This is a genomic window from Polaromonas sp. P3_B4 (assembly GCF_056402835.1).
Map to the genome: position 1 here is coordinate 1,044,025 of NZ_JBFUGQ010000001.1, position 15,586 is coordinate 1,059,610.

Below are 15,586 nucleotides of genomic sequence, written 5' to 3' on the forward strand. Positions count from 1 at the left end.
TTAATGACAAAGACCACTCTTGTTGATGCCCACTTCACCCGCCTCGGTGGCCGCCGCCGCGCCACCCGTCCAGTTCCTGGACCGCGACCACAGCATTCTTGCCTTCAATGAGCGGGTGCTGGACTGGGCGAAGCGCCCGGACGTGCCGCTGCTGGAACGGCTGAGGTTTCTCTGCATTGTCTCGTCCAACCTGGACGAGTTCTTTGAAGTCCGGACCGCGCCCCACCTGACGGCGGCGCAGGCCAATGAACAAAAAGCGCTGTATTCGGTGCAGTCTTTCGCCGCACTTTCTGCGGCGGCCCACGATATGGTGGCGCGCCAGTATTCGCTCTACAACGACGACCTGCTGCCGGCCTTTGAGCGGCAGGGCATACGCATCGTTTCGCACGGCGAACGCAACACGGCCCAGCGGCGCTGGGTGAAAGCGTATTTCGAAAGGGAAGTGCGGCCGCTGCTGATTCCAGTCGGGCTGGACCCTTCGCATCCGTTCCCGCAGGTGGCGAACAAGTCGCTCAATTTCATCGTGCGGCTGGGCGGCCATGACGCGTTTGGGCGCGAAAACGACATTGCCATCGTCAAGGTGCCGCGCGTGTTGCCGCGGCTGATTCATATGCCGTCCCACGGCAAGGACAAGAGCCGGCTGTTCGTGTCGCTTTCCAGCGTGATTCGGGCCCACCTGGCCGAGTTGTTTGCCGGCCGCGAAGTGGGGCAGTTTTCGCAATTCCGTGTGACCCGCCACTCCGACCTGGCCGTGGACGAAGACGATGTGAAAAACCTGCGCACCGCCTTGCGCCAGGGCCTGGAGCAACGCCATTACGGGCAGGCTGTTCGGCTGGAGGTTTCCGCGGGCTGTTCGGAATACCTGGCCAGCTTCCTGCTCAGGCAATTCAACTTGCCGACGCAGTCCCTGTACCGTGTTCACGGCCCCGTCAATCTGGTGCGGCTGACGCAGCTGGTGGACCTGGTCAATGACCCCAAACTGCTCTTCCCCGGCTACAGCGCGTGTTACCCCACCCAGTTGCAGCCCGGCCAGTCGTTCTTTGAGCGGCTCAAGGAAGGCGACGTTTCCATTCACCAGCCTTTTGAAAGTTTTGACGGCGTGCTCGCCTTCCTGCGCGAAGCGGTTAACGATCCGCAGGTACTGGCGATCAAGCAGACCATTTACCGTACCGGCACCGACTCGGAGCTGATGGTGCTGCTGCGCGAAGCCGTGCGCCGCGGCAAGGAAGTGACGGTGGTGGTGGAGCTCAAGGCGCGCTTCGATGAAGAGGCCAACATCAACTGGGCGGAAATGCTGGAGTCGATAGGTGCGCAGGTGGTGTACGGTGTGGTGGGCCTCAAAACCCACGCCAAGATGTTGCTGGTGACGCGGCGCGAAGGCAAACGCCTGGTGCGCTATGCCCACTTGTCTACCGGCAACTACAACCCGCGTACGGCCCGCCTATATACCGACCTGAGCTACCTGACGGCCGACCCCTTGACGACGGCCGACATTGACAATGTGTTTGTGCACCTGGCCAGCCAGAGCCGCCTGCCCAAGCTGCACCATTTGCTGCTGGCGCCGTTCCAGCTGCACCGCAAGCTGATCGAAAAAGTCGATGCGCTGGGCGAAGCCGCCCTGCAGGGCAAAGACACGCGCATCGTGGCCAAGATGAACGCGCTGACCGACGAAGACCTGATGCTGGCACTGGTAAGGGCAGGGCAGCGCGGCGTGAAGATAGACCTGATTGTGCGCGGCGCCTGCATGCTGCCGGCGCAGGTGCCCGGTGTGACGGACAACATCCGCGTGCGCTCCATCATCGGCCGCTTCCTCGAGCACTCTCGGGTGTTTTACTTCCGCTGTGCGGAAGAAGAAACCTTGTTGCTTTCCAGCGCCGACTGGATGAACCGGAACATGCTGCGCCGGGTGGAGCTGGCCTGGCCTGTGACCGACCCGGTGCTGCGCCAGCGCATCATCGACGAGTGCCTGGTGGCCTACCTGCATGACGGGCGAGACGCCTGGGATTTGCAGCCCGACGGCACCTACGTGCGCGTGAACCCGCAGGGCGATGCCCCGCGTCACGGTGCGCAGGCTGCCTTGATGGCGCGCTATTCGGCCCCCCATCACCAGGAAAAATGACATGGACCTCATCCTGTGGCGTCATGCAGAGGCAGAAGACTGGCCCGAGGGTGACCCGCAGGGCGGCAGCGATCTTGAGCGTTCGTTGACGTCAAGGGGCGAGAAGCAGGCGGCCCGCATGGCCAACTGGCTGGACCGTCAGTTGCCCGAAGGCGCACGCATTTTCGTCAGCCCGGCACGGCGCTGCGAGCAGACGGCGCTGGCGCTGGGACGCAAATACAAAATCCGCAGTGAGTTGGCGCCCGACGCCACAGTTGAACAGTTGCTGGAACTGGTGCAATGGCCGTCGGCCAGGTCGCCGATTCTGGTGGTGGGCCACCAGCCCAACCTGGGGCAGGCCATCGCGCAGCTGCTCAGCTTGCAGGAAAGCGAATGCCCGGTCAAGAAGGGTGCACTCTGGTGGCTTCGCAGCCGGGACCGCGACGGCCTTAACCAGACTGTTGTGGTCACTGTGCAGTCGCCTGAAGTTCTCTGATCGGTACTTGCCGGCACGGGTTGAGCTCGTGGTCGTCATCCTGGAGGGCTCCTACCTTGCGATCTCTTATCGCGCGAATACGGCATGCCCGTTGCGGTCATGCCAGCGGACAAAAAACAGACCCAATACAGGCAAGTTTTCTCGGTGCCAAGGCTATAGTGCAAATACCGAACCCGCTCCCGAACCTGGTCCAGCAAGCGGGCAGACTGCAGCGGAGGATTGCGGGGTTTCACGGAATTTTTATAACTGTATAAATTTATAGCGTGTTGCCCTGAAATCCAGCGTGAAAGCGGCTTACAGGAGTTTTTGATGTCCAGATTAGATTGCAAGCGCCAGGTTATACGGCAGGTTTTGCGGCATACATTACATTAGAGCTCACAGATGCAGCGCCTGATCTACGTTCTGAAGTGCATTGCTCTCGTGGCTCTGGTCGGTGCCGTGTTCACTTGCGTGGCTCTTTGGGCGTTGCATCCGTATTCATTTTCGGAGCTGCGTGGCTTCGACTTCTGGCTGGCAATTCCCTGCGGCCTACTCGCGTCAGCGGCATGCGCTTGGCGACTTTTGCGCGGTTGGAACATCGACGAGGAAGCCGAGGGTCTTCGAAATGCTTTGGACACAGAACACTTGGGCTGAGAGCCCTAACTGGTCATTCGACACGGACGCACAAATGCATCCGTGCGCTGCGCGCACACGCGTCATGTGCGCCGGTCAACTCAAACGTTAAACCGCATGGACACGGAGCGCTTGAAATGTGAGATCCAGGTCGGTGCTCGAGAGGTTTCGCGCCTCCATGCACGCATACACGAGACGTTCAAAACTCGCGGAAACAGCTCGAACGATCGAGACACCTGGGCGACCGCCTGCGAAGAGTTTCACTCTCGCTACGACGAATTGGCATTTCCTGGGGGCTATGAGGGCGCAGAGGCTCGGATCGTCGCGGGCGATGCGAAGACAATCGAAGCCGCGCTGTGTTTCCTGGAGCTGAGGCCGTACTTCTTCCGCTCCGGCTATATGCACCAGAGCCTGCTGCGAAAGATGAAACGCGCGGCGGTAACGAAAGATCAGGCTGAGCGACTGCAAGTGGTACTTGAACGGCTGAGCGAGTGGCGTATACGAAAGGCGACGGAGCATGAGGTTTAACATGTCAATCGACACGGACCCACCACATCAGAAGGCGGCTTCGCCGCTTGTGTGGGTGGTCCGGTCATTTTTACGTTAGGCGTCATATTCCACCTCACATAGAAAGAGTGCAACGCAATGAACTCTGTCAACCTTTCGGCAGTGCTATCAAGTGTTTCTGAATCATGGCAACCCGAAACGGTTGCGCACTTCAATGGCAACGAAGTCATGGTTGCCAAAGCCATGGGCTCGTACGCTTGGCACAAGCATGAAGATACAGACGATTTCTTCTTGGTACTCAAGGGCAGCATCACAATCGAAATGCGCAATCGCAGTGTTCACCTCGGCCCGGGAGAAATGTTCGTCGTTCCACGAGGCGTCGAGCATCGCCCAGTAGCCACTGAGGAGGCTCACTTCATACTTATCGAACCGCCGGGTACCGCGAAAGACGGAACTATGCTTGTCTAAAGTTTCCTTACCACGCCGCCGCCCGTCGTTCAGCTCAAACGTTCACCGCCAGAATAGAACCAATGATTCAAATCGTCCCCTTCTCTCCGGCTCACGCCGATGGTGTCGTGTCTGTGATCCTGCCGATTCAACAGTCCGAGTTCGAAATCCCGATCACACTGGAAGCACAACCAGACCTGCAGGACATTGCCGGTTTCTATCAGCATGGCATCGGCAACTTCTGGGTCGCCCTGGAGGCGGGAGCCGTTGTCGGCACACTTGCTCTGCTAGACATCGGAAACTGTCAGGCAGCTCTGCGCAAGATGTTCGTGGCCAGCTCGCATCGCGGGCCGGAGCATGGCGTCGCCAAGGAGCTGCTTCAAACACTGCTCAGCTGGTGTCGTGCTCAAGGTGTACGAGAGGTCTTCCTGGGCACAACAGCCAAGTTCCTTGCCGCCCACAGGTTCTACGAGAAGAATGGCTTCCACGAGATGGTCAAAGAAGCTCTGCCAGAGAGCTTTCCCGTCATGGCTGTTGACACCAAGTTCTATGGGTTGTCACTGCAACGCAATGACGCCTAACCTTTCCATCGAGGGGACGTGCCCCGGCATGCCGGATCACGCCTCTCATCTCAAACGTTAGGGGATCTGAAAGCTTGAGTGCTTTGGTGCCCAGAGTACGTCGCGCGGCTCCCGGAGAAGAAGAGAAGAAGAGAAGAAGAGAAGAAGAGAAGAAGAGGGTTCATGTCAAACTTTAGACGCCGCAAGGAATTCCATGCCGTTGCTCAAGCCGCTTGTTGCCTGGCTGGTCATACTTGCCCTGGCCGTTGCCAACGGAGCGCTTCGCGAGATTGTTCTGATTCCTGTTCTTGGCAAGACCACTGGTCTGGTCATGAGCGGGGCGCTACTTTCCCTTTTTGTGATGCTTGTGTCTTTCGCCTTTGTTCGTCTCAGCCACGGCATCACAATCTTGCAAGGTCTTTGCGTTGGCGCTTCCTGGTTGTGTCTCACACTGGTCTTCGAGTTCAGCTTTGGCCGTTACGTTCAGCACAAGGCCTGGTCTGAGCTACTCGAAGCGTATGCATTCAAAGACGGTAATATCTGGCCTGTTGTGCTTCTCGTCATTCTTCTGGCACCGCCGGCCGTAGTCCTTCTTCAGGCAAGATTGCAGCATGCAAACGGCAACGCCTGACCCTTCCTTCAAGCGGACCTCCCCACGGCAGGCCGCTTAAGTCAAACGTTAGGTGTCCAACTCGCATGACCAAGCGCACCAAGCCCTACCTGCTTCACGCGGCAATTCGTCCAGACGCGGATATTGACTACGAGTCCTACCCGTTCAGCATTCCCGCTGTACGCGAGATTGCCAACATCGACTTCCATCCAAACGTGACCTTCTTTGTCGGAGAGAACGGGTCGGGGAAGTCGACCGTCATGGAAGGCATCGCAGTTGCTCTTGGCTTCGGAGCTGAAGGCGGCACAAAGAATGTGCGCTTTCACTCTGCAGGCTCACTATCCGCACTTCACGACTGCTTGCGTCTGGCTCGCGGTGTTCCAAAACCTCGTGATGAGTATTTCCTTCGCGCCGAAAGTTTCTTCAATGTCGCGAGCTATATGGATGAAACTGGTTACCTGGAAGGCTACGGCGGCAAGTCCTTGCACACGCAGTCTCACGGTGAGTCCTTCATGGCGGTGCTTTTGAACAAGCTACGCGGCAACGGCATCTACCTCCTGGATGAGCCAGAAGCGGCTCTGTCGCCCAGCCGCCAACTCGCCGCACTCAGTGCCATTCACCAGCTTGTAGAGGATCACTCGCAGTTCATCATTGCAACGCACTCTCCGATACTTCTTTCCTATCCAAACGCGAAGATCATTCAGTTCGACGGGTCGGGAGTCAGTGAGGTCTCGTTCGAAGACACAGAGCACTTTGCTGTCACCCGGGACTTTCTCAACAACTATCCAAGGCGTCTCGAGCAACTGCTTCAAGATGACGTAGACACCTGACCATTCCGTCGAGCTGCGTGCCCTGGCAAGCCTGGCACGTGGTTCCTGTTAAACGTGAGATCGTAAACTCGCCCCTGCCATGATCGTTTCTCATCGAAAGCCCCAAGTCTGTGTACTCGGCAGCGCTGAGCCGGGTTCTAGCGCCTACGAGCTTGCCGGGCAAGCTGGTGAAGCGCTCGCTAAACTGGGCATTACCGTTGTAAGCGGGTGCGGCAGTCCCGCAACTCGAGTTGCTGCGGAGCGCGCAATTCAGGCTAACGGCCTGGTGCTCAGCATAGTGCCGCCAGACCAGATGCCCGAGCCGGATTGGCCCGCCACGGTGGTGCTCCCCTGTGGCATGGGAGATGCCCGCAATCTCTTGATGGCGCTTGCCGGCGATGCCTGCATCGTCATCGGTGGTCGCGCAGGCACCAAATCCGAGGTTCACCTGGCCTGGATGCACAAGCGGCCTTTGCTTCCTCTGGTCGGTTGCGGCGGGTGGTCTGATGAACTACCGTCCAACCCTCCAGACGATCGGGCGAACTCCCGGATCCTGCCGTGGAGCACCATCGCCGAGCTGGAGGCAAATCTCTGCAGTCTTGGGTTGGTCAAAAATGCGGATTGACTTGGGGAACTGGTTCGGCAAGCGGGAGGGCAGATTGCAAGGGAGAACTGCGCGGTTTCATGGAGTTTTTATAACTGCATGAATTTGCAGTATTCTTCCTTGAAACCCGGCATGCAAGCGGACTGCAGGAGTTTTGAATGTATAGACCAGATCGCAAGCGCCAGGTTATACCGCAGGTTTTGCGGCATACATTACGTTAGGCCTCTGTGCGCGATTTTCTGAAATTCGTATTCGTTAACTGGCCTTCGCTAGTACTAGGCGCCGGTGCAATCTGGATCACATCACTTGCAGTTCAGAAGTCTGAACCGTCAACAAATAGGCTGCTTGCCAAAGTTGTCGGTCGCCTTGGTCTTTCAGTCTTGATAACACTCTCCTTTTGGGGGCCGCCAGGCATGTTCCTCGGCCTTGTAGGAGGCGGTGTTGCCCCCTTCCTAGTCGGCCTATTGGTTGCTCCAGTCCTGGTTTACTGGGCTCTCTATCCACTTTTCGGCCCTGCACTAGAAAGGTATCTATCTGCGGATGCCCGTGTACCACCACGAAGTTCAAAAGAGGACCCTGACGATCAAGAGACCTAGCAGCCGTCGATTGCGAGAAACCATCGCATCCTTACCTTGCCATTCAAAGAGCTTGAGCAGCTACTAGAGAGCCACCTGATCTGGAAGTAGCGCCCTCCCCCAAGTTCTCAGTCGGCGCCAATCGAGGAAAAGCAATGAAAGTCAGTTCTGTCTTCATGCCGAGGCCTAACCCTTCCATCGAGAAGGGCGTCCAAGAGCTATCGCTCTTGGACGCCCCTCATGTCAAACGTTAGGCGCTCCAGAAATGCATTCCGTCCACACGAATCTTGCGAAGAGGGACATCACCATGGCCGTTTTTGCACGTTTGACGCGTCGAGGTCCTTTGCTGAAGGCTTGGGTGCTCTGGACGGTTGTTGTGGGTGGTGTCATGGCGGTTGCGAAAGGCCTTCCGCAAGAGCCAGTCGAAGTGCTCGTACTTGCGATCTCTGCATCCCTGGGCTCGTTACTCTCAGTTGCTGTCTCTATCGTCTTCACGCTACTGCGCATTCGGAATGGATTAAAGGACGGCGATGGTGTGCTTGGCGAGCACGAATATGCGCTGACGGCAGACGGGCTGACGGAGAGGACTGCGGTCAATGAAACCTTGGCAAGATGGAGCGGAATACGAGGGGCGAACAAAACAAGAGCCTTCGCGTTCATCGAGATGCGAAGCGGGTCGTTTCACATCATCCCTCGTCGCTGTTTCAGGTCTCCGGCCCATGAGGCCGAGTTTTTATCCGAGCTTCAGCGCGGTGCGACAAGTAGTGCCTAGCCGGACACAAGCGCAAAACTCCGCGCTCTTGCGAGCGCGGGAAGATTCCTCGGTATAGCTTAAGAGCCGAGCGTGGGCCGGCCGGTCTTGATGGCGGGAACCTGCTCGAGCGCGGTCAGGAAAGCCGCATCGGAAATGCTGGCTAGCAACTTGATGCCTGCGCGCAGCAGTTCGCTTTTCTTGGCGGGGCGGGTGAGCTTGGCGGCGCGCTGCTTGAGGTCGTCCAACACCACGTATTCGGCTTTCGGAATGGTGAAGCTGTCGCGCACCAATTTTGGCTTTTTGGTCTTTTCCAGCTTTGCGGCTTTGGCGGGCTTGGCAGGCTTAGCGGTGGCCTGCGGTTTGGCCGCAGGCTTTTTGGCGCCGGCCTTTTTCACGATGGCTTTCTTGACCGTGCCTTTGCCGGTCGGGGCCTTGGCGGGGGACGCCTTTTTCGGGGTGGGCTTGGCGGCGGTTTTCACGGGTGCCTTGGGCGCGGTAGGTGCCGGTGCGGCGGGTTTTGCAGTTGCTTTTTTGCTGGTAGCCATGGATTGATCCTTTTTTGGGGTGCGGTCAAATAAACCGTATATACAGTTTATACGGTTTCATCAAAAATGGTCAAGCCACAACCCGGCGATGGCCGTGCTCATGCGAAGCGGGGCGAAAGGAACGGCTCAGGGGCCGGGCACAACCAGCGTCCACGGCGTTTTTTGCCACGCCAGAACTTCTTCCTGCAGCAGATGGGCCGATTGCGGGAAGGCCTGCGCCCAGCCGGGGCGGCAGTTCAGTACAAAAATCTTTCCGGGTTCAGCGCTGCTCTCAAGCTGAAGGCCTTTCAGGTCAGGGTCGCGCCGGGCATGGCAAAGGATGACCGCCAGGCGCAGGCACAGCAGTTGCTGGATAAACACGCGGTCTTCAAAGTTGACTTCGAGTTTGCGAAGCTTGCCGCGGTGGCCCAGCACCAGAAGGCTCAGGCGATGCAGTTCGGGCAGGGCAAAACCCGGCGCGTCGGCGTTGTCCAGGATGTAGGCGCCGTGCTTGTGATAGTCGCTATGGGAAATCTGGCTGCCGATTTCGTGAAGCTGTGCGGCCCATTCGAGTTTGCGCTGGAAGCGCTCCGAGTCGGCGCGGGGCATGCCGGCGCTGGCCATCGCGAACAGGTGATTGGCGACTTTGCTGACCCGCTGCGCCTGCGCGGCGTGCGCGCCGAATTTGCTGGCCAGGCGTTGCACGGTGGTGGAGCGCAAATCGGTCAAATCCTGCTCACGGTCCACCAGGTCATAGAGCACACCGTGGCGCAAGGCGCCTTGTGCGGCTTCCATTTGCGCGATGCCCAGCAGGTCGAACACGGCCCTCAGCACGCTCACACCGCCGCCTATGACGGCGCGACGGTCGTCCTTCATACCGTCGAGCTTGAGCCGGTCGGCGCTTTGCGCCTTGAGCAATCGGTCCAGCAGCCAGTCGAGGCCTTCTTGCGTGACCATACCCGCAGGCCAGCCCGAAGCTGTCAGTACGTCACTGACGGCGCCAATCGTGCCGGAAGACCCATAGGCGGTGTCCCACGCATCGGCGCGGTAGATGTTGACGGCTTCGTCGAGAACTGCCTTGGCGGCGACTTCCGCTGTCTGGAAAGCACGTGGGGTGAACTGCCCGTCGGGGAAATACTTCATGGACCATGCCACGCTGCCGACGCGGTAGGACTCCATGGTGCGCGCGTCCAGCCCCTTGCCGAGGATCATTTCGGTGGAGCGCCCGCCTATGTCCACCACCAGCCGGCGTTCATCGGACTGCGGCAGGAGGTGAGCAACGCCCTGGTAAATGAGGCGGGCTTCTTCACGGCCCGGGATGACGTCGATGGCAAAACCGAGGATCTTGTGGGCGCGCGCCAGGAATTCCTCGCGGTTGCGCGCTTCGCGCAGGGTCTGCGTGGCGACGGCGCGGACCTGGTACTTCTTGAAACCGGCCAGCCGTTCGCCGAAGCGCGCCAGGCAGTCCCAGCCTCGCTGCATGGCTTCCGGGGTCAGGTTGCGGTCGGCATCCAGCCCGTTGCCCTGGCGAACGGTTTCCTTGAGGTATTCGGTGCGGTGGATCTGGCCGGCATCAAAGCGGCCGATTTCCAGTCGAAAGCTGTTGGACCCGAGGTCTACAGCGGCGAGCAGCGTTCCATTTTGCATACCTGAGTTTAAGGGCTTGCCATAGCATTCGCGCGGGACTCGCATCAGCATTTCTGGGTCTGTGAACATTGTGTTTGCAAGATGCGTTGCGAGTCAAAAAGGCCATGAGCAAGGCGTAAAACGCAGGCGGGGTGAACCCCGTCAAGGCTTTGCAACGCCGCGCAGGGCCTTTTTGATCGCAACCCGGAGGGAATGGGGTGAAAACGGCGCCAATCAAGGCGCGTGACGAATCCCAGACCGGGAGTCTGGGTGAGGAGTGCAACGCGGAGTGGCGCCGTTTTCACCCCATTCGCATTTGCAAACACAGTGTTCACAGGCCCTGCCTAGCCGATCAACCGGCCATCGACCGTCATCATGCTTTGCGTGACGTAGGTGCCGCTTCTGCGCTGGGGGTTGAAGCTGATGCTGAATCCGCCGACGTCGAACTTTGTGCGGCGCTGGAAGGCGGCAAGAACGCTCTGGCGGTTCAGGGGGCCATCGACGTCATTGAGCACTTCGTAGGTGTAGCGTGCTGCAATGAATCCTGCCAGGCTCAGCGGCGTGGGCGGCTCGTCGAAGAGGCGCGAAAGCGTTTCACGGTAGCTTCTGACCACCGGAAGGCTGGCGTTGACCAGGGGCACCGGCTGGGTGGCGATGACCGGCGTGTTGCGCGCCGCGCCCATCTGCAGCATGGTTTGCAGGTTCACATCGGCCAATGCCACGACATAGCGCTGGCGAGCCTGCTTTTCCAGGCCCTGGGTGAATTCGGCGAGCTCCGGCGTTCCGCCCACAAAAAGCAGCACGGCGGGTGTACGGGGCGTGAGTTTCTGACCCAGTGCACGCAGGTCGTCTGTTGCCTTGAAGGGCTGCAGCTTCAGTTGCATGTCCAGGGCGATGCGCTCGACGTCCGTGTGATAGGCGGCATGGTCCTGTGCTGTGGCGTAAATCGCACCCAGCTCCTTGAGGCCCATGGTCGAAAGGCTCTTGAGCGCATAGGCAATCTGTTCCTGGCGCGCGGCGAAGATGGGAAAGGTCTTGTCGTCGATTTCGAGGCTGGAGTTTTGCAGCCACGGGGCGGCGTGGGGGATGCCCAGCCCGCCCTGGCGGGACAGCGCCACGATCTGGCTGGCAACCTGGTCGCCGACACTGCCGGAAAGCACCATGCAGAGGGGGTTGTCCTTGACCGAGTCCAGTGCCGTGCGCAGGCTTGCGGGGGTGCCGTCCGTTTCCAGCGCCAGGTGCTGGACCTGCCTGCCGCGGACGCCGCCGCGCAAGTTGATGTCCTGCCAGGCGGCGCGTGAGCCGATCAGGAAGTCCTTGGACACATCCTGCTGCGCCTGGGAAAAATCAACCGGCTGGGCCACGACAACGCTGCGCGATGAGGCGCCCTTGCCGGGCTGAGCCCAGGCCGGGCTTGTAATTGCTGCGGCGACCAGGCCGGCGCGACGCAGCAGCCGGCGGCGACTGACTAAAGGTAAAGGCATTTGAGCTGGCATGGATGTTCCCCGGTGCGAGGTGGCTCGCCGTGCATGGATTGCTATTAAAACAATAGCTGCTTGCGCTGGCTCCATAAGGGATGGAACACGAAATTGCACAAATTCAATAAAAAACGGGTCAAACCTTCCGGCTTGACCCGTTCCAGCACCCGTGGGCTTACTTGGCGGGTGGGATCAGCACGCTGTCCACAATGTGAACGACGCCATTGGTGGCGGAAATGTCGGCGGTCTGGACCATGGCGTCCTCGATGGTGACGAATTCTCCGGCCTTGGAGAGCGCCACATTGGCGCCATTGACGGTTTTGGCGTTGCCGTTTTTGACGTCGGCAGCCATTACCTTGCCGGGAATGAGGTGGTAGGCCAGAACCGCCTTGAGCTTGGCCGGGTCTTTGGCGAGCTCGTCCATGGTTTTGGCTGGCACTTTGGCGAAGGCCGCGTTGGTGGGCGCGAACACGGTGTAGGGGCCGGTGCCCTTGAGTGTGTCGGTCAGCCCGGCTTTGGCTACCAGGCCATTGAGGGTGCTGAGCTGCGATTGGGTGGCAATCGTGTCTGCCACGGACACCGGGGTGGAGGTGGTGGCGCAGCCGGCGAGGGCGGCAACGGCGGTGGCGAGGACCAGAAAGCGGCGGTTCAACATGAAAGATTCTCCTGATTAATCCTGATTAAGACGAGGCCAAGGGTAGGAGAACCCGGTGACAGATTCGTGACGGTAATTTGAAGGTTTTGTGACGCTATAGAGGGACGGCAGCCCACCGGGAGGCTGTCATATTTGTCACATCCTTGTCACACAAGATTCCTACAGTCGACGCATCTTTCCGATCAATCCCAACCAGTTTCGACCAATCCCAACCCAAGAGGTGTTCTGATGAACCTGACTTTCAAAGCTTCCCTGACTACTGTGATGGGCGTTGCCCTCGCGTCGTTCGCCACGCTGGCTGCAGCCCAGGACGTGACAGGCGCCGGCGCCAGCTTCCCCGCCCCCCTGTATTCCAAGTGGGCCGCTGATTACAACAAGGCTACCAGCGTCAAGATCAATTACCAGTCGGTGGGTTCCGGCGCCGGTTTGCGCCAGATTGAAGCCAAAACCGTCGATTTCGGCGCTTCCGATGCGCCCCTGAAAGACGAAGAACTGGCCAAAAAAGGCCTGATGCAATTCCCCACGGTGATCGGCGGCGTCATTCCTGTGGTCAATATCAAGGGCATCACCCCCGGTCAGCTCAAGCTGAGCGGCCAGGTGCTGGGCGACATCTACCTCGGCAAGATCACCAAGTGGACCGATCCGGCCATCAAGGCCCTGAACCCCACGCTGCCCCTGCCTGACGCCGCCATCGCACCGGTTCGCCGTGCCGACGGCTCCGGCACCAGCTTTATCTTCACCAATTACCTGAGCAAGGTGAATGCCGAGTGGAAGTCCAAAGTGGGCGAGGGCACCGCAGTGAACTGGCCAGTGGGCGCAGGCGGCAAGGGCAATGAAGGTGTGGCGGCATTCGTCGGTCGTCTGCCCAACTCGATCGGCTACGTGGAATACGCTTACGTCAAGCAGAACAAGATGACCTTTGCCCAGCTGAAGAATGCGGCCGGCAATTTCGTGTCGCCGGAAGATGGCGCCTTCAAGGCTGCTGCAGCGGGTGCCGAATGGTCCAAGAGCTTCTACCAGATCCTGACCGAGCAGCCCGGCAAGGATTCGTGGCCCATCACCGGCGCTACTTTCATCCTGATGCAGAAAGTCCAGGACAAGCCTGCCCAGGCCGCCGCTTCGCTCAAGTTCTTTGAGTGGGCTTACAAAAACGGCGACAAAACCGCCGACGACCTGGACTACGTGCCCATGCCTGCCGCTGTGAAGACCATCATCGAAAAAGCCTGGGGCGACATCAAGGATGCATCGGGCAAGACGGTTGCCTACAAGTAAGCACAGCCAGCTGATTTTTCCCAGTCGTTACACACCATAGGGGTTTCTCACGTGTCCTCTACACTTCCGGCTAGCCGGGCCGCTTTTGACCACCCGGCAAAAGCGACCGGACGCGCTATGACCAATCCTCCTCCTGGCAGCACTGTGCGCAGAAGCCCCCTGGCAGACCGGCTTTTCGGCTGGGCTGCGCAGGGCGCGGCCTGGCTGACACTGGCCCTGCTGGCCGGCATCCTGGTTTCCCTCGTCATCGGGGCATGGCCGGCGATCAGCAAATACGGCCTCGGCTTCCTGACGAGCAGCGTCTGGGACCCTGTCAAGGGCGAGTACGGCGGGCTGGTCATGATTTACGGCACCATTGCCACGTCACTGATCGCACTGCTCATCGCGGTGCCGGTGAGCTTCGGCATTGCGCTGTTCCTGACCGAGTTGTCGCCCGCATGGCTCAAAAGGCCGCTGGGCACCGCCATCGAGCTGCTCGCCGCCGTGCCGTCCATCGTCTACGGCATGTGGGGCCTGCTGGTGTTCGGCCCCATCCTGGCCACCTACGTGCAGCAGCCGCTGCAAAGCATGCTGAGCGGCGTGCCTTACCTGGGCGCGCTGGTGTCTGGCCCTCCTGTGGGCATCGGTATTTTGTCGGCCGGCATCATCCTGGCGATCATGATCATTCCTTTCATCGCCTCGGTGATGCGGGACGTGTTCGAGGTCACGCCGGTGCTGCTCAAGGAGTCCGCCTATGGGCTGGGCTCCACCACCTGGGAAGTTGTCTCCAAGGTCGTGCTTCCCTACACCAAAGCCGGTGTGGTGGGCGGCATCATGCTGGGCCTGGGCCGTGCACTGGGCGAAACCATGGCGGTGACCTTCGTCATCGGCAATTTCAACCAGCTCGATTCGCTGAGCCTCTTTCAGGCCGCCAACAGCATCACGTCGGCACTGGCCAACGAGTTCGCTGAAGCCGGCGAGGGCCTGCACCAGGCGGCGCTGATCTACCTGGGCCTGGTGCTGTTCTTCATCACGTTTGTCGTGCTGTCGCTGTCCAAGCTGCTGCTGGCCCAACTGCGAAAGAGTGAAGGGGTGAAAACATGAGTACCGCGGCACACGACGCGCGCCTGGCCAAGTTCGCCAGCCGCAAGCGGGTCAACCGGATCGCGTTGGTCCTCTCCCTGGCGGCCATGTCCTTCGGCCTGTTCTGGCTGGCATGGATTTTGTGGGAAACCATACGCCTGGGCGTGGGCGGGCTTTCGCTGGCCACGCTGACGCAGATGACGCCGGCACCCAATGAAGAGGGCGGTATCGCCAACGCGATTTACGGCTCCTTCCTCATGGTGCTGCTGGCCACGTTTGTGGGCACGCCGATCGGCATCATGGCGGGCATCTACCTGGCCGAGTACAACACCAAGGGCATGCTGGCGTCTGTGACGCGCTTTGTCAACGACATCCTGCTGTCCGCGCCGTCCATCGTGATCGGCTTGTTTGTCTACACGGTCGTCGTGTCGCAGTTCAAGTCCTATTCGGGCTGGGCCGGTGTCCTGGCGCTGGCGCTGATCGTTATTCCCGTGGTGATTCGCACGACGGAAAACATGCTGCAGCTGGTGCCGCCGGGCCTGCGTGAAGCGGCTTACGCCCTGGGTGCGCCGAAGTGGAAGGTGATCACCAGCATCACGCTGCGCGCCGCACGCGCCGGCGTGACGACCGGCATTCTGCTGGCCGTGGCGCGGATTGCCGGTGAAACAGCGCCGTTGCTCTTCACCGCGCTGAACAACCAGTTCTGGACGTCTGACCTGAGCCAGCCCATGGCCAGCCTGCCCGTGACGATCTTCAAGTTTGCGCTGAGCCCTTATGAGAACTGGCAGCAGCTGGCATGGGCAGGCGTGTTCCTGATCACCATGGCCGTGCTTGGCCTGAACATCCTGGCGCGCGTGCTGACACGCGCCAAAAACTGACAGGCTGACGCCTTTCCTT

Annotated in this window: 17 protein-coding genes; 13 read left to right on the forward strand and 4 right to left on the reverse strand. The window is 59.7% G+C overall.

What is annotated here, in order from left to right:
- Nucleotides 1–25: 25 nt before the first annotated feature.
- The 10 genes from ppk1 (at nucleotide 26) to AC1DVV_RS05170 (ending at nucleotide 8,090) form a co-directional block, all read left to right on the forward strand.
- On the forward strand, nucleotides 26–2,119 hold the full coding sequence (gene ppk1, locus AC1DVV_RS05125) for a polyphosphate kinase 1 (RefSeq protein WP_477702112.1): 2,094 nt from the start codon (nucleotides 26–28) through the stop codon (nucleotides 2,117–2,119).
- Nucleotide 2,120: 1 nt separating this feature from the next.
- On the forward strand, nucleotides 2,121–2,594 hold the full coding sequence (locus AC1DVV_RS05130; RefSeq protein WP_477670896.1) for a SixA phosphatase family protein: 474 nt from the start codon (nucleotides 2,121–2,123) through the stop codon (nucleotides 2,592–2,594).
- A 381-nt stretch (nucleotides 2,595–2,975) separates the two neighbouring features.
- Complete coding sequence (locus AC1DVV_RS05135) at nucleotides 2,976–3,227, forward strand: hypothetical protein (RefSeq protein ID WP_477702111.1); 252 nt, start codon at nucleotides 2,976–2,978, stop codon at nucleotides 3,225–3,227.
- A 96-nt stretch (nucleotides 3,228–3,323) separates the two neighbouring features.
- A complete protein-coding gene (locus AC1DVV_RS05140; protein ID WP_477702110.1) occupies nucleotides 3,324–3,734 on the forward strand; it encodes a hypothetical protein in 411 nt (136 codons plus the stop codon).
- A 117-nt stretch (nucleotides 3,735–3,851) separates the two neighbouring features.
- The gene (locus tag AC1DVV_RS05145) at nucleotides 3,852–4,181 is read left to right on the forward strand and encodes a cupin domain-containing protein (RefSeq protein WP_477667220.1); all 330 of its coding nucleotides are present in this window, start codon (nucleotides 3,852–3,854) and stop codon (nucleotides 4,179–4,181) included.
- 62 nt (nucleotides 4,182–4,243) lie between these two features.
- Entirely contained in the window at nucleotides 4,244–4,741 is a 498-nt protein-coding gene (locus AC1DVV_RS05150; RefSeq protein ID WP_477667221.1) for a GNAT family N-acetyltransferase, read from the forward strand.
- A gap of 193 nt (nucleotides 4,742–4,934) precedes the next feature.
- Nucleotides 4,935–5,351, forward strand: a complete 417-nt coding sequence (locus AC1DVV_RS05155; RefSeq protein ID WP_477702109.1) for a hypothetical protein — start codon at nucleotides 4,935–4,937, stop codon at nucleotides 5,349–5,351.
- Between the two features lie 65 nt (nucleotides 5,352–5,416).
- On the forward strand, nucleotides 5,417–6,160 hold the full coding sequence (locus tag AC1DVV_RS05160) for an AAA family ATPase (RefSeq protein ID WP_477702108.1): 744 nt from the start codon (nucleotides 5,417–5,419) through the stop codon (nucleotides 6,158–6,160).
- A gap of 79 nt (nucleotides 6,161–6,239) precedes the next feature.
- Nucleotides 6,240–6,764, forward strand: a complete 525-nt coding sequence (locus AC1DVV_RS05165) for an SLOG cluster 4 domain-containing protein (protein ID WP_477702107.1) — start codon at nucleotides 6,240–6,242, stop codon at nucleotides 6,762–6,764.
- An 861-nt stretch (nucleotides 6,765–7,625) separates the two neighbouring features.
- Nucleotides 7,626–8,090, forward strand: a complete 465-nt coding sequence (locus AC1DVV_RS05170; RefSeq protein WP_477707122.1) for a YcxB family protein — start codon at nucleotides 7,626–7,628, stop codon at nucleotides 8,088–8,090.
- Nucleotides 8,091–8,149: 59 nt separating this feature from the next.
- On the opposite strand, the gene AC1DVV_RS05175 is transcribed toward AC1DVV_RS05170, so the two are convergent.
- From AC1DVV_RS05175 to AC1DVV_RS05190, 4 genes are all read right to left on the reverse strand, one after another.
- Nucleotides 8,150–8,617, reverse strand: coding sequence for a hypothetical protein (locus AC1DVV_RS05175; protein ID WP_477689032.1), 468 nt, complete (start codon nucleotides 8,615–8,617; stop codon nucleotides 8,150–8,152).
- Nucleotides 8,618–8,743: 126 nt separating this feature from the next.
- On the reverse strand, nucleotides 8,744–10,243 hold the full coding sequence (gene ppx, locus AC1DVV_RS05180) for an exopolyphosphatase (RefSeq protein ID WP_477702622.1): 1,500 nt from the start codon (nucleotides 10,241–10,243) through the stop codon (nucleotides 8,744–8,746).
- A gap of 323 nt (nucleotides 10,244–10,566) precedes the next feature.
- Nucleotides 10,567–11,706 (reverse strand): ABC transporter substrate-binding protein, encoded by a 1,140-nt coding sequence (locus tag AC1DVV_RS05185; protein WP_477667227.1) that lies wholly within the window; start codon nucleotides 11,704–11,706, stop codon nucleotides 10,567–10,569.
- A gap of 169 nt (nucleotides 11,707–11,875) precedes the next feature.
- Nucleotides 11,876–12,355, reverse strand: coding sequence for a fasciclin domain-containing protein (locus AC1DVV_RS05190; protein ID WP_457278659.1), 480 nt, complete (start codon nucleotides 12,353–12,355; stop codon nucleotides 11,876–11,878).
- Nucleotides 12,356–12,583: 228 nt separating this feature from the next.
- Here AC1DVV_RS05190 and pstS point away from each other — a divergent pair, with 228 nt between their 5' ends.
- From pstS to pstA, 3 genes are all read left to right on the forward strand, one after another.
- Nucleotides 12,584–13,627, forward strand: a complete 1,044-nt coding sequence (gene pstS, locus AC1DVV_RS05195; RefSeq protein ID WP_457278658.1) for a phosphate ABC transporter substrate-binding protein PstS — start codon at nucleotides 12,584–12,586, stop codon at nucleotides 13,625–13,627.
- Between the two features lie 117 nt (nucleotides 13,628–13,744).
- The gene (pstC, locus tag AC1DVV_RS05200; protein WP_477667228.1) at nucleotides 13,745–14,710 is read left to right on the forward strand and encodes a phosphate ABC transporter permease subunit PstC; all 966 of its coding nucleotides are present in this window, start codon (nucleotides 13,745–13,747) and stop codon (nucleotides 14,708–14,710) included.
- Entirely contained in the window at nucleotides 14,707–15,567 is an 861-nt protein-coding gene (gene pstA / locus AC1DVV_RS05205) for a phosphate ABC transporter permease PstA (RefSeq protein ID WP_457278656.1), read from the forward strand. Before pstC ends, pstA begins: the two co-directional genes overlap by 4 nt.
- The last annotated feature ends 19 nt before the right edge of the window (nucleotides 15,568–15,586 follow it).